This window comes from Burkholderia mayonis, from assembly GCF_001523745.2.
Taxonomy (GTDB): domain Bacteria; phylum Pseudomonadota; class Gammaproteobacteria; order Burkholderiales; family Burkholderiaceae; genus Burkholderia; species Burkholderia mayonis.
Genome location: NZ_CP013387.1, coordinates 826,181 through 840,573, shown reverse-complemented (window position 1 = coordinate 840,573; position 14,393 = coordinate 826,181). Strand labels below are relative to the sequence as shown.

Genomic DNA, 14,393 nt, shown 5'->3' with positions numbered 1-14,393 from the left:
TGTTTCAAACGAGAAATTCAAACGCAAAATTCAAACACGGAGTCCGATGAAGCGCCGCGCGCGCTCGCGGACAGCGCCATCCCCTCGCCAGTTCATCACGCATCCGACAGCACACGACCCGTCGCTCGTCGCGAGACGATCGACAGGCCGCCCGTGTCGCATCGCATCAAGCCGGCTGTGCGTCGCGCTGCCGCTCCAGCTCGCGCACGAGCGGCAGCACGCGCCTGCCGAAATATTCGACATCCTCAAGATAATGGAGGAATCCGCCGAGCACGAGATCGACGCCGATCTCCTTCAGCGCGACGATCCGCTCGGCGATCTGCTCGGGCGTGCCGATCAGGTTGGTCCTGAAACCGTCGTTGTATTGAACGAGATCGGCGAACTTCGAATCGGCCCACATTCCCTGCCCTTCGGGCGCCGCCTTGCCCGCCTGCTTGACCGCGTGGCCGAACGCGTTGACGGCGTCGACGTCCGCGTGACGGACGATCTCGTCGAGTACGTCGCGCGCCTCGCGCTCGGTGTCGCGCGCGATGATGAACGCGTTGACGCCGAACTTCACTTGCCGTCCCTGCGCGGCCGCCGCCGCGCGGATCTCGTCGATCTGCGCGCGATGGCCGTCGAGCGTGTTGCCGTTCATGAAGTACCAGTCGGACACGGCGGCCGCCATCCGGCGCGCGGCCGCCGAGTTGCCGCCCTGGAAGATCTCCGGATGCGGCTGCTGCAACGGCTTCGGCTTCAGCGTGTAGTCGTTGAATCGATAGAAGTCGCCCTTGAACGTGAAGTTGTCCTGCGTCCAGACGCCCTTCACCGCTCGAATGAATTCCTCCGAGCGCCGATAGCGCTCGTCGTGCTCGAGCCACGGCTCGCCGATCGCGGTGAATTCGCCCTTGAACCAGCCGCTCACGATGTTGATCGCGACGCGCCCCTGGTTCAACTGATCGATCGTCGCAAGCTGCTTCGCGACGACGGCCGGATGCCACGGCCCCGGCAGGATCGCGGCGATCACTTTCAGCCGCTCGGTCGCGGCGAGAAGCGCATGGCTGAACGCGACGGATTCGTGCTGAAACTCGGCGCCGTAGCCGGCCGTGAAGCGGATCTGGGACAACGCGTAATCGAAGCCGTTCTTCTCGGCGAGCTGCGCGAGACGTCGGTTGTAGTCGATATCCCAGCTCGTGCGCTGCTCGATCTTGCTGACGACCAGGCCGCCGCTGACGTTGGGCACCCAGTAGGCGAACTTGAGGTGGTCCGGCTCGTGACTCATCGGATCGTTCCTTGAAGCATGAAGGGGACGGTAAGGATTCGGCGGCGCGCGGCCGGCCGGTCGGCAATGGCCCTCGGACGCGCCGCTTCTCGCGGCGTCTGTCTCGGCGCATCGTAGGGCGGGCCGGCATGTCGGCCAACCAATGAATTCAGCTATCGATGCCCGCCGCGGCGAGATATGCAAATGACGCACGGCGGCGGCCGAGATCGCGCTTTCACGCCGCCCGTGTCACGAACTGTCGAAATATTGAAGAATTTTGTCGCGGCATTGAACCCGGCGCGCCTTTCCGTATTCCAATGGCCGGTTTGCATTTTCATTACAATTGCTCGCCTGCCACGCCTTACCGTTCTGCCTCCCATGAAAAAATCCCAACGCCGCTGGATCGCCGCGGCGGCCGGCGTCGTCGTGCTCGCCTCGCTCGTCGTGCTGGCCCTACGCTTTTTCGCGAAAGACAAGGCGCCGCATTACCTGACCGCGAAAGTCGCCCGCGCCGACCTCGAAAACGCCGTGCTGGCCACGGGCACGCTCCACGCGTTCAAGCAGGTCGACGTCGGCGCACAGGTGTCCGGCCAGTTGAAGTCACTGAAGGTGAAGCTCGGCGACAAGGCGAAGAAAGATCAATGGCTCGCCGAGATCGATCCGGTGATCTCGCAGAACGAGCTGCGCCAGGCCGAAGCGAACGTCGACAACCTGATCGCGCAGAAACGCTCGACTGCCGCGCAGTTGAAGCAAGCCGAGCTTGCGTTCAACCGGCAGCAGCAGATGCTGCCCGACGACGCGACGTCGCGCCAGGACTACGAGACCGCGGCCGCGACGCTCGACGTGCAGCGCGCGAGCCTCGCCGCGCTCGACGCGCAGATCCGCGAGGCGCGGATCAAGATCGAGATCGCGCGCGCGAACCTCGGCTACACGCGAATCGCCGCGCCGATCGACGGCGAAGTGGTCGCAATCGTCACGCAGGAAGGCCAGACCGTGATCGCGCAGCAGCAGGCGCCCGTGATCCTGAAGCTCGCCGAGCTCGACACGATGACGGTCAAAGCCCAGGTGTCCGAAGCGGACGTGATCCGCATCCACCCCGATCAGGCCGCGTACTTCACGATCCTCGGCGAGCCCGACAAGCGCTACTACGGCAAGCTGCGCGCGATCGAGCCCGCGCCGCAGAACTTCCTCGACACGCAAGGCGGACTCGGCGGCATGGGCGGCGGCTCGTCGAAATCGAACACTGCGGTGTTCTACAACGCGCTCTTCGAAGTGCCGAATCCCGGCCATCGGCTGCGCATCTCGATGACCGCGCAAGTGAGCATCCTGCTCGGCGCCGCGCGCAACGCGCTCAACATTCCCGTCACCGCGCTCGGTGCGAAGGACAAGGACGGCGCGTATCCGGTACGCGTGCTCGGCGTCGACGACAAAGTCGCGACCCGCAAGGTCCGCGCCGGCATCAACAACAACGTGAAGGTCGAAGTGCTCTCGGGCCTGAAGGAAGGCGAGCGCGTAATCATCGGCGACGCGAACGAACCCGCGGCCGCCGGCGCCGCCGCGTCCGACGCGGGGAGCTGACGATGGCCGAACCGCTGCTGCAACTGACGCACGTCACGCGGCGTTTTCCCGCGGGCGACAAGGACGTCGTCGTGCTCGACGACGTGAACCTCTCGATCAGCGCGGGCGAGATCGTCGCGATCGTCGGCGCGTCCGGCTCGGGCAAGTCGACACTGATGAACATCCTCGGCTGTCTCGATCATCCGAGCTCGGGCAGCTACAAGGTGGGCGGACGCGAGACGAGCGAGCTCGAAAGCCACGAGCTCGCGCGCCTGCGCCGCGAACATTTCGGCTTCATCTTCCAGCGCTATCACTTGCTGCCGCATCTTTCCGCGGCGGCGAACGTCGAGATGCCGGCCGTCTACGCGGGGAGCGCGCACGCCGAGCGGCGCGAACGCGCGCTGAAGCTGCTCGCGCGGCTCGGCCTGTCGGATCGCGCCGACCATCGGCCGAGCCAGTTGTCGGGCGGACAGCAGCAGCGCGTCAGCATCGCGCGCGCGCTGATGAACGGCGGCGAAGTGATCCTCGCCGACGAGCCGACGGGCGCGCTCGATTCGAAGAGCGGCCAGGACGTGATCCGGATCCTGCGCGAGCTGAACGCGCTCGGCCACACGGTCATCATCGTCACGCACGACGAGCGCGTCGCCGCGCATGCGCGGCGCATCATCGAGATCAGCGACGGCCGGATCGTCGGCGACCGGCTCAATCCGCGCGCGGACGACGCCGACGGCGAGCTCGACGCGAACGGCAGCCCGGCCCCCCATCGCGCGCGCCGTCTGTCGGCGGGCGTCGGCCGCTTCGCGGAAGCGTTCCGGATGGCATGGATCGCGCTCGTGTCGCATCGGCTGCGCACGCTGCTGACGATGCTCGGCATCATCATCGGGATCACGTCGGTCGTGTCGATCGTCGCGATCGGCGAAGGCGCGAAGCGCTACATGCTCGACGAGATCGGCAGCATCGGCACGAACACGATCAACGTCTACCCCGGCCGCGACTGGGGCGACAGCCGCGCGGACACGATCCAGACGCTCGTGCCCGCCGACGCCGCCGCGCTCGCCGAGCAGATCTACGTCGACAGCGCGACGCCCGAGACGTCGCGCAGCCTGCTGCTGCGCTATCGGAACGTCGACGTCAACGCGCTCGTGAGCGGCGTCGGCGAGCGCTTCTTCCAGGTGCGCGGGATGAAGATGGCGCAAGGCATCGCGTTCGGCCCCGACGAGGTGCGCCGCCAGGCGCAGGTCGCGGTGATCGACGAGAACACGCGCCGCAAGCTGTTCGGCGCGAATCCGAACCCGCTCGGCGAAGTGATCCTGATCGACAATCTGCCGTGCGTCGTGATCGGCGTGACCGCGGAAAAGAAGAGCGCGTTCGGCGACATGAAGAATCTCAACGTCTGGGCGCCGTACACGACCGCATCGGGGCGGCTGTTCGGCCAGCGTCATCTCGACAGCATCACCGTGCGCGTGCGCGACGGCCAGCCGAGCGACGCGGCCGAGAAGAGCCTGACGAAGCTGATGCTGCAGCGGCACGGCCGCAAGGACTTCTTCACGTACAACATGGACAGCGTCGTCAAGACCGTCGAGAAAACCGGCCAGTCGCTGACGCTGCTGCTGTCCCTCATCGCGGTGATCTCGCTCGTCGTCGGCGGGATCGGCGTGATGAACATCATGCTCGTGTCCGTGACCGAGCGCACACGCGAGATCGGCATCCGGATGGCGGTCGGCGCGCGGCAGGCCGACATCATGCAGCAGTTCCTCGTCGAAGCCGTGACCGTGTGCCTGATGGGCGGCGCGATCGGCATCGTGCTGTCGTTCGGGATGAGTTTCCTGTTCTCGCTGTTCGTCGACCAATGGAAGATGGTGTTCTCGGCCGGCTCGATCGTGTCGGCGTTCCTGTGCTCGACGCTGATCGGCGTCGTGTTCGGCTTCATGCCCGCGCGCAACGCGTCGCGGCTGGATCCGATCGATTCGCTCGCGCGCGATTGAGGTGAAGCGATGACGAACTTCCCAACCCGTCGTTTCGCCCGACGCGCCGCCGCGTTTGCATGCGCGCATGCGTTGCTGTCCGGCTGCGCGACGCAGTCGCGCGACACGCCGTCGCCCGCGGTCCGCTTGCCCGAGCAATGGGCGTCGCCCGTCGCCGCGCAGGCGAGCGCCGCGCCCGACGACTGGTGGCGCCGCTTCGGCGACCCGACGCTCGATCGCCTGATCGACGAAGCGCTGCGCACGAACAACGATCTCGCGGCCGCCGCGATCCGCGTCTATCGCGCGCAACTGCAGGCAGGGCTCGCCGATACGAACCTGACGCCGAACGTGACGCTCGGCGCAACCGGCAACGTATCGCGCACGCTCGACACGCACCGGATGGGCCGCACGAGCGGCATCACGGGAACGCTCGGCTACGAGCTCGACTTGTGGGGCAAGCTCGCCGCGCAGCGCGACGCCGCGCGCTGGGAGCTCGAAGCGACGCAGGCCGACCGCGATGCGGCGCGGCTGTCGCTGATCGGCACGACGGCGGCGCTGTACTGGCAGGTCGCATACCTGAACCAGCAGATCGCGCTCGGCGACGCGAACATCGCGTATGCGGAGCGGACGCTGAAGCTCGTGCGCTCACGCCATGCGGCGGGGGCGACGTCCGGTCTCGACGTCGCGCAGGCCGAGCGGAACCTGTCCGCGCTGCGTGCCGACCAGACGCAACTGATCCAGCAGCGCGCCGAGAGCCGCAACGCGCTCGCGATCCTGTTCGACCAGCCGCCGCAGCGGCAAGCAGCCGAGCGCGGCGCGCTGCCCGATGCGCCGCTGCCGGAAGTCGCCGCGGGCCTGCCCGCCGAGCTGCTCGGCCGCCGCCCCGATCTGCGCGCGGCCGAGTTCCGGCTGCGCGAATCGCTCGCGAACGTCGACGTGACGCGCACGAGCTTCTACCCGACGTTCACGCTGACGGGCAACATCGGCACGGTGAGCACGAGCCTCGAGCGCGTGCTGCAGAACCCGGTCGCGACGCTCGGCCTCGGGCTCACGCTGCCGTTCATCCAATGGAACACGATGCAGTTGCAGATCAAGGTGTCGAAGTCGCAGTACGAGGAAGCCGTCGTCCATTTCCGGCAGAACCTGTACCGCGCGCTCGGCGAAGTCGAGAACGCGCTGTCCGCGCGCGTGCAACTCGAAGCCGAGGCCGACGAGCGCGCGCTCGCACTCGCGCAGGCGCAACGCGCGGAAACGCTCGCGAAGGCGCGCTTCGTCGCCGGCGCGACGGGCGTGCAACCGTGGCTCGACGAGCAGCAGCGGCTGCGCGATGCGCAAAGCGCGCTGGCGCGCACTCGGCTCGACCGCCTCAACAACCGGATGAACCTGTACAAGGCGCTGGGCGGCACGGAATGAGCCGCTTCGGCGGGATCGGGCGCGCAGCCCGAAAGCCGTCGTTCGAAGCCTGCGCCGGGTCGCGGACATGCGCGGCATCGCGAGAACCTGCAACGAACGCGGTGCGCCGACATTGCCCAAACGCGGCGGCATCACCGCGCTTCGCGCGAATCGGCGTCCCGAGGGGTCCCGCGTCGCTCGGCGCGCCGTCGGCGCGTCCGCCGTACCGACGCGTCGCATTCGCTCGAATTCGAAAAGCTCGTGCGATCGGCGATCGCGACGACGGCGACGGCGACGGCGACGGCGCAGCCTATCGCCCCCACGCCGCCCCCACGCCGCCGTCAGCGCCGCGACACGAGCGCAGCACGATCGCTCAATCCGCCTGTTCGCCGAGATCGGCGAGCGGATGCGCATCGCGCTTCCAAGGCGACGTCAGGAAATGCAGGACGCGCTCGCGCTGCACCTCGACGAGCGATGCGGGCGCCCAGCCCGGCCTGCGGTCCTTGTCGACGAGATGCGCACGCACGCCCTCGCGGAAATCGCCCTCCTCGATCGCGCGCGTGACGATCCCGAGCTCCATCCGGAACGATTCGGCGAGCGTCATCTGCCGGCCGCGCAAGAGCGCCTCGCGCGTCACTTCGAGCATCGTCGGCGAATGGCTCGTCAATGCGTCGAGCGCCGTCTGCAGCCATTGCCGGTGCTCGCGCGACAGCTCGTCGCGCGTCAGATCCTGCCGCAGCGTCGCGACGATCCGCTCGACGCCCGAGCGCTTGTCGAAATGCCGGACGATCCACGGCATCTGGCCGTCGAGCACCGCGTGCGGCACGACGTTGCACGGCGGCGCGAACACCGTGCGCAATGCGCGCAACGCGTCGCCCGACCAGTCCGTGCGTTCGAGCCGCGTCTCGAACGTGTCGAGCCACGACGACGGCACCGACAGATCGGCCAGCTTCGCGACGAGCGCATCCGCGCCCGACAGCGTCGCGCCCGTCAGGCCGACGTACAGCGACAGCTCGACCGGCAGCTTCGCGAGAAAATGCGTCGCGCCGACGTCGGGCACGAAGCCGATCCGCGTCTCCGGCATCGCGATCTTGCTGCGCTCGGTCGACACGCGCAGCGCGGCGCCCTGCGCGAGCCCCATCCCGCCGCCCATCGTGATGCCGTCCATCAGCGCGACGACGGGCTTCGAAAACGTGTGGATCGCGTAGTCGAGCCGGTATTCGTCGACGAAGAACGGCAGCCAGTCGCGGCCGCCCGCTTTCGCCATCCGGTGCAGCGCGCGCACGTCGCCGCCCGCGCAGAAACCCTTGTCACCCGCGCCGCGCAACACGACGGCGACGATCGAGCGATCGTCGCGGCAGCGTTCGAGCAATGCGGCGAGCGCGCGCACCATCTCGTGCGACAGCGCGTTGAGCGCGGCCGGCCGGTTCAGCGTGATCAGCGCGACGCGGTTCACGACGCGCATCGACACGTCGTGCGCCGCCGCGTCGCGATGGACGTCGTGCATCATCGGCGAGCTCATTGCGGCTGCCCTCCGTCGTCGATTCGCCATTGGGGCTTGCGCTTGCCGAGGAATGCGGCGACGCCTTCGCACGGCTCGCCGCCGTCGAACAGGTCGACGAAGCGCTCGCGCTCGATTGCGAGCGTCGCGCCGCGCGGCACGCCCTGCCGCGCGAGGCCGATCAGTTCCTTCGCGACGCCGACCGCGCGCGGACCGAGCGCGACCGCGCCGCGCGCGAGCCCGAGCGCGGCGTCGCGCGAGCGGCCCGTGTCGACGACCTCCTCGACGAGGCCGATGCGCAGCGCCGTTTCGGCGTCGACGCGCACGCCCGCGAGGATCATTCGCTTCGCCCAGCCTTCGCCGACGAGCCAGGGCAGCGTCTGCGTGCCGAGTCCGCATGGCGTCAGGCCGACCGACGGCTCGGGCAGCGCCATCTGCGCATGCCGCTCGGCGATCCGCATGTCGCACGCAAGCGCGCATTCGAGGCCGCCGCCCATCGCATAGCCGTTGATCGCGGCGATCGTCGGAAAGCGCGCGTCGTGCAGCGCTTCGAACGCGGCGCCGAAGCGCGCGGCCATCGTGCGCGCGATCGCGTGATCGCCTTCGGCGAACGCGTTCAGGTCGGCCCCCGCGCTGAAGAACTTCGGCCCGTCGCCCGTGACGATGAGCGCGCGCACGCGCGAATCGGCTTCGAGCTGCTCGATCGTGCGCTGCAGTTGCAGGAGCCCGTCCGCGCTGAACGTGTTCGCGGACGGGCGCTTGAGCGTGACGAGCGCGATCGCGCCGTCGTCGGCGTAGTCGAGCGCGATCATCAGGCGTCCTTTTTGACCGGCTGGTACAGACGGATCACCGCCGAGAAGTCGAGCTTGCCGTCGCCGCGGCTGCTCATCGTCTGATAGAGCTGCTGCGCGAGCGCGCCGAGATAGACCGGCTGCCGCACGTGCTTCGCCGCGTCGTTCGCGAGGCCGAGATCCTTCAGCATCAGATCCGTGCCGAAGCCGCCCGAGTAGCCTCGCGACGACGGCGCGGTTTCGATCACGCCCGGATACGGGTTGTACGTATCGGAGCTCCAACAGCGGCCCGTCGACGTGTTGATGATGCCGGCGAGCACCTTCGGATCGATGCCGAGCGACGCGCCGAGCGCCATCGCCTCGGAGACGCCCGCCATCGTGATCCCGAGCACGAGGTTGTTGCAGACCTTCGCGACCTGCCCCATCCCGGTCGCGCCGCAGTGGACGATGTTCTTGCCCATCGCCGAGAGCACGGGTTTCACTCGCTCGAAGTCGGCGTCGCTGCCGCCGACCATGAACGTCAGCGTGCCCGCCGCCGCGCCGCCCGTGCCGCCCGACACCGGCGCGTCGACGAATGCGCCGCCCTTGCCGCGCACGAGTTCGCCGAACGCCTGCGCGCTCGCCGGATCGATGGTGCTCGAATCGATCAGCATCGCGCCCGCGCCGAGGCCGGCCAACACGCCGTCGTCCTGCGTGAGCACGGCGCGCACGTGTGCGGCCGCGGGCAGCATCGTGACGACGAACTCGGCGCCCATCGCCGCGTCGCGCGGCGACATCACGACGTGCGCGCCGCCGTCCTTCACGAGGCGCAGCGCGTCCTCGCTGAGATCGAACGCGTGCACTTCATGGCCCGCCTTCAGCAGATTGAGCGCCATCGGCGCCCCCATGTGGCCCAAGCCGATAAAACCGATCTTCATCGCGCCTCCCAATCAGTGCAGCCGAATCGTCGTGTTGACGGCGCCCGCCGTCGCGTCGTCGTCGAACCAGCGCGCGGTGACGGTCTTCGTCTGCGTGTAGAACTGCACGACCTGCTTGCCGTACGGGCCGAGATCGCCGAGCTTCGAGCCGCGCGAGCCCGTGAAGCTGAAGAACGGCACCGGCACCGGAATCGGAATGTTGATGCCGACCTGGCCGATGTCGATCTCGCTCTGGAACTTGCGCGCCGCCGCGCCGCTCTGCGTGAAAAGGCCGACGCCGTTGCCGAACGGATTCGCGTTGACGAGCGCGATCGCCTCGTCGAGCGTCTCGACCGACATCACGCACAGCACCGGACCGAAGATCTCGTGTGTGTAGATCGTCATCTCCGGCTTCACGTCCGCGAAGACCGTCGGGCCGATGAAGTTGCCGTGCGGATAGCCGTCGACGTTCGTGCCGCGGCCGTCGAGCGCAAGCGTCGCGCCCTCCTTTTCGCCCGTCTCGATGAGGCCGAGGATCCGCTGCTTCGCCGCGCGCGACACGACCGGGCCGACGTCGGTGCCCGCCTCGGCGCCCGCGCTGACCTTCAGCGTCTTCGCCTTCGCGACGATGTCGGGCAGCCAGTCGCGCGCCGCGCCGACGAGCACCGCGACCGACGTCGCCATGCAGCGCTGGCCCGCCGCGCCGAACGCCGCGCCGACGAGCGCGTTGATCGTCTGCTCGCGGTTCGCGTCGGGCAGGATCACCGCGTGGTTCTTCGCGCCCATCATCGCCTGCACGCGCTTGCCGTGCTCGCTGCCGAGCCGGTACACGTGCGTGCCGACGGCCGTCGAGCCGACGAACGAGATCGCCTTCACGAGCGGATGCGAACACAGCACGTCGACGACTTCCTTGCCGCCGTGCACGACGTTCAACACGCCCTTCGGCACGCCCGCCTCGATCGCGAGCTCGACGAGCTGCATCGTCGACAGCGGGTCCTGCTCGGACGGCTTCAGCACGAACGTGTTGCCGCAGACGATCGCCATCGGGAACATCCACAGCGGGATCATCGCCGGGAAGTTGAACGGCGTGATGCCGACGCACACGCCGAGCGGCTGACGCAGCGTGTAGGTATCGACGCCGCCCGCGACGTTCTCCGCGAATTCGCCCAATTGCAGCGAGCCGACCGAACACGCGTGTTCGACGACCTCGAGGCCGCGGAAGATGTCGCCTTCGGCGTCGGGCAGCGTCTTGCCCTGCTCGGCCGTCAGCGTCTTGGCGATCTGCGGCAGGTTCGCGCGCACGAGCTCCTGGAACTTCAGCATGATCCGCATCCGCGCGGACAGCGGCGTGCTTTTCCATTTCGCGAACGCGGCCTGCGCGGACTCGACCGCTGCGTCGACCTCGGCCGCCGTCGCGAACGGCACGCGCGCGAGCAGTTCCTGCGTCGCCGGATTGACGATGTCGCGCCACTCGGTCGCGTGGGACTCGACAAATTCGCCGCCGATCAACAGCTTCACGGTCGGCACGTGATGTCCCTTCCGGGACGACGGGGTTGCGTTCATCGTGCGATTCTCCAGGCTATGGCCGGCGACGCGCCGCGCGCGTCACCGGCCGGTTTATGCGGCGGCGCGGCCGGGCGTCACTTGCCGTCGGCCGCGAAATCCTCTTCCCAATACTCGCCGGGCATCCGGCTCGACGTGTCGTCGCCGCGCGCCAGTTCGCGCCGGCGCAATTCGACGCGGCGAATCTTTCCGGAGATCGTCTTCGGCAGCTCCGCGAACTGCAACCTCCGAATCCGCTTGTACGGCGCGAGCTTTTCGCGCGAGAAGCGGAAGATCTCGCGCGCGAGCGCCTCGCTCGGCTCGTAGCCCGCGCGCAGCGTGATGAACGTCTTCGGCACCGACAGCCGCACCGGGTCCGGGCTCGGCACGACGGCCGCCTCGGCGATCGCCTCGTGTTCGATCAGCACGCTTTCGAGCTCGAACGGGCTCAGCCGGTAGTCGGACGACTTGAACACGTCGTCCGCGCGGCCGACGTAGACGAAATAGCCGTCGTCGCGGCGCAGCGCGATGTCGGAAGTCCGGTAATGGCCGTCGCGCATCGCGTGCGCCGTCGCCTCCGGATTGTTCGCATAGCCCTTCATCAGGCCGACCGGGCGCTCGACGCTTGGGTCCACCGGCAGCGCGACCTCGCCTTCGCTCGCGCGCGCGCCGTCCGGATCGAGCAGGTCGATCGCGTAGCCCGGCAACGGCCGGCCCATCGAGCCCGGCACGACCGGCTGGCCCGGCGAGTTGCCGATCAGGCACGTGGTTTCGGTCTGTCCGTAGCCATCGCGGATCGTCACGCCCCACGCCTTTTTCACGCGCTCGATGATCTCGGGATTGAGCGGCTCGCCCGCGCCGACGATCTCGCGCAGCTTCACCGCGAACGTCGCGAGCGGCTGCTGGACGAGCATCCGCCAGACGGTCGGCGGCGCGCACATCGTCGTGACTTGATATTTGACGAGCGCATCGAGCACGACCTTCGGCTCGAAGCGAGCGTAATTGAACGCGAACACGCACGCCTGCGCATTCCACGGCGCGTAGAAGCAGCTCCACGCGTGCTTCGCCCAGCCGGGCGAACTGATGTTCCAGTGGATATCGCCCGGCTGCAGGCCGACCCAGTACATCGTCGACAGGCTGCCGACCGGATAGGTGCGATGCGTGTGCTCGACGAGCTTCGGCTTCGACGTCGTGCCGGACGTGAAATACAGCAGCATCGGATCGCTCGCGTGCGTGACGCCGTCCGGCGTGAAGTCCGCGCTCGCCGCGTAGCCGTCGGCGAGCGCGAGCCAGCCCGCGCGCGGCGCGCCCGCGACGATCTTCGTCACGTCGAGCCCCGGCTGCTCGAACTTCTCGGCCTCGTTCTCGTCGACGATCGCATAGCGCACGCCGCCGATCCGCACGCGGTCGCGCACGTCGTCGGCGGACAGCTGCGTCGTCGCGGGCAGCACGACCGCGCCCAGTTTCATCGCGGCGAGCATCGTGTCCCACAGCTCGACGCGATTCGGCAGCATCAGCAGAATTCGCTCGCCGCGCGCGACGCCGATGCCGCGCAGCCAGTTCGCGATCCGCGCGGAGCGCGCCGACATCTGCGCGAACGTGTACTGCGCGCCGTCGCCCGTCGCGGCGTCGACGATCCACAGCGCCGGCTTGTCATTGCCGCGCGCGATCGCGTCGAAGTAGTCGAGCGCCCAGTTGAATTCGTCGAGCGCCGGCCATTCGAAATCGCGATATGCGGTGTCGTAGTCGGTGCGGTGGCGCAGCAGGAAATCGCGTGCGTCGAGGAACGCCTGTGCCGTCATCGTGTCGTCTCCTGTCGATCGGAGTTAGCGCTTCAGCGCTTACTCCGATCCCATGCAAAGCTGTCGATCGGAGTTAGCGCTTCAGCGCTTACTCTGATCCCATGCAAAGCTGTCGATCGGAGCTGGCGCTTCAGCGCTTGCTCCGATCCCATGCAAAGCTGTCGATCGGAGCCGGCGCTTCAGCGCTTGCTCCGATCCCATGCAAAGCTGTCGATCGGAGCCGGCGCTTCAGCGCTTGCTCCGATCCCATGCAAAGCTGTCGATCGGAGCTGGCGCTTTAGCGCTTGCTCCGATCCCATGCAAAGCTGTCGATCAGAGTTAGCGCTTTAGCGCTTACTCTGATCCCATGCAAAGCTGTCGATCGGAGCTGGCGCTTTAGCGCTTACTCTGATCCCATGCAAAGCTGTCGATCAGAGTTAGCGCTTTAGCGCTTACTCTGATCCCATGCAAAGCTATCCATGTTGCGCGAGTGCATCTTCGCTGTGATTCGCGCGGCGATTCGCGCGGCAGCATTCACAGCTGCCGCGCGATCACCATTCTTTGCACTTCGCTGGTCCCCTCGTAGATCTGCGTGATCCGCGCATCGCGGTAATGGCGCTCGACCTCGTAGTCGACGAGGAAACCGTAGCCGCCGTGGATCTGGATTGCGTCCGAGCACACCGCCTCGGCCATTTCGGATGCGAACAGCTTCGCCTGCGACGCCTCCGACAAACACGGCAGGCCCGCCGTGCGCAACCGCGCCGCGTGATGCGTGAGGAGGCGCGCGGCGTTGATCCGCGTCGCCATGTCCGCGAGCTTCTCGGCGATCGCCTGATGCTCGGCGATCGGCTTGCCGAACTGGACGCGCTCGCGCGCATAGCGGCGCGCGCGGTCGAACGCGGCGCGCGCGATGCCGATCGCCTGCGCGGCGATGCCGATGCGCCCGCCTTCGAGATTCGACAGCGCGATCTTCAGCCCTTCGCCGCGCTTGCCGAGCAGATTCTCCTGCGGAATCGCGCAATTTTCGAGCGTGATCGCGCACGTGTCCGACGCGCGGATGCCCATCTTCTTCTCGGGCTTGCCAACGATGAAGCCCGGCGTGTCGGCCGGCACGAGGAACGCGGACAGCCCGCGCTTGCCCTCGTCCGGATCGGTCATGGCAAAAACGATCGCGAGGCCGGCGCGCGCGCCGTTCGTGACGAACTGCTTGCTGCCGTTCAGGATCCAGCGGCCGTCGCGCAACTCCGCCCGGGTGCGCAGGTTGTGCGCCTCGGAGCCCGCCTGCGGCTCGGTGAGGCTGAACGCGCCGATCGTCTTGCCGGTCGCGAGATCACGCAGCCAGCGCTCCTTCTGCTCGGGCGTGCCGTAGTTCAGCACCGGCCCGCAGCCGACCGAATTGTGCACGCTCATGAGCGTCGCGCACGACGCGCAGCCCGCCGCGATCTCCTCGAGCGCGAGCGCGTACGCGACGTAATCGGTGTACGATCCGCCCCAGTCGGGCGGCACGATCATGCCGAGGAAGCCGAGCTCGCCCATCTGCGCGACGACCTCGTCGGGCAGATGCGATTCGCGGTCCCACTGTGCGGCGTTCGGCGCGAGCGCTTCGGCGGAGAAGGCGCGCGCGGCGTCGAGGATCATCCGTTGATCTTCGGTGTAGAGATCGTCCATTGCTGCATGTCTCCTCGGCGGCCGCCGCGTCATGGCGCGGCGCGCCTCGTTCGTTCTGTCT

The 14,393-nt window shown here is 67.9% G+C and carries 10 protein-coding genes; 3 read left to right on the top strand and 7 right to left on the bottom strand.

What is annotated here, in order from left to right; translation table 11 throughout:
* Positions 1–166 precede the first annotated feature (166 nt).
* The gene (gene sfnG, locus WS70_RS22255) at positions 167–1,261 is read right to left on the bottom strand and encodes a dimethylsulfone monooxygenase SfnG (protein ID WP_059597876.1); all 1,095 of its coding nucleotides are present in this window, start codon (positions 1,259–1,261) and stop codon (positions 167–169) included.
* A 357-nt stretch (positions 1,262–1,618) separates the two neighbouring features.
* Here sfnG and macA point away from each other — a divergent pair, with 357 nt between their 5' ends.
* From macA to WS70_RS22240, 3 genes are read left to right on the top strand one after another with little or no spacing between them, the layout of a single operon-like run.
* Complete coding sequence (gene macA / locus WS70_RS22250) at positions 1,619–2,818, top strand: macrolide transporter subunit MacA (protein WP_059597875.1); 1,200 nt, start codon at positions 1,619–1,621, stop codon at positions 2,816–2,818.
* 2 nt (positions 2,819–2,820) lie between these two features.
* Positions 2,821–4,782: a macrolide ABC transporter ATP-binding protein/permease MacB gene (macB, locus tag WS70_RS22245; protein ID WP_059471595.1), complete on the top strand. Its 1,962-nt coding sequence runs from the start codon at positions 2,821–2,823 to the stop codon at positions 4,780–4,782.
* A gap of 9 nt (positions 4,783–4,791) precedes the next feature.
* Positions 4,792–6,174 (top strand): efflux transporter outer membrane subunit, encoded by a 1,383-nt coding sequence (locus tag WS70_RS22240; RefSeq protein WP_059597874.1) that lies wholly within the window; start codon positions 4,792–4,794, stop codon positions 6,172–6,174.
* 352 nt (positions 6,175–6,526) lie between these two features.
* Here the strand turns inward: WS70_RS22240 and WS70_RS22235 are convergent, their stop codons facing one another.
* The 6 genes from WS70_RS22235 to WS70_RS22210 all read right to left on the bottom strand — a co-directional run bounded on the left by WS70_RS22235 (position 6,527) and on the right by WS70_RS22210 (position 14,332).
* Positions 6,527–7,675 (bottom strand): enoyl-CoA hydratase/isomerase family protein, encoded by a 1,149-nt coding sequence (locus WS70_RS22235; RefSeq protein ID WP_059471597.1) that lies wholly within the window; start codon positions 7,673–7,675, stop codon positions 6,527–6,529.
* Positions 7,672–8,466, bottom strand: coding sequence for an enoyl-CoA hydratase (locus WS70_RS22230; protein ID WP_059597873.1), 795 nt, complete (start codon positions 8,464–8,466; stop codon positions 7,672–7,674). The genes WS70_RS22235 and WS70_RS22230 overlap by 4 nt, the downstream gene beginning before the upstream one ends.
* A complete protein-coding gene (gene mmsB / locus WS70_RS22225) occupies positions 8,466–9,362 on the bottom strand; it encodes a 3-hydroxyisobutyrate dehydrogenase (RefSeq protein ID WP_059471599.1) in 897 nt (298 codons plus the stop codon). Before mmsB ends, WS70_RS22230 begins: the two co-directional genes overlap by 1 nt.
* 12 nt (positions 9,363–9,374) lie before the next feature.
* Complete coding sequence (locus tag WS70_RS22220) at positions 9,375–10,904, bottom strand: CoA-acylating methylmalonate-semialdehyde dehydrogenase (RefSeq protein WP_059471600.1); 1,530 nt, start codon at positions 10,902–10,904, stop codon at positions 9,375–9,377.
* A 77-nt stretch (positions 10,905–10,981) separates the two neighbouring features.
* Positions 10,982–12,685 carry an AMP-binding protein gene (locus WS70_RS22215; RefSeq protein WP_059597872.1) on the bottom strand — a complete coding sequence of 568 codons (1,704 nt, stop codon included), beginning with the start codon at positions 12,683–12,685 and terminating at the stop codon, positions 10,982–10,984.
* A 513-nt stretch (positions 12,686–13,198) separates the two neighbouring features.
* Positions 13,199–14,332, bottom strand: a complete 1,134-nt coding sequence (locus tag WS70_RS22210; RefSeq protein ID WP_059472170.1) for an acyl-CoA dehydrogenase family protein — start codon at positions 14,330–14,332, stop codon at positions 13,199–13,201.
* Positions 14,333–14,393: the final 61 nt, after the last annotated feature.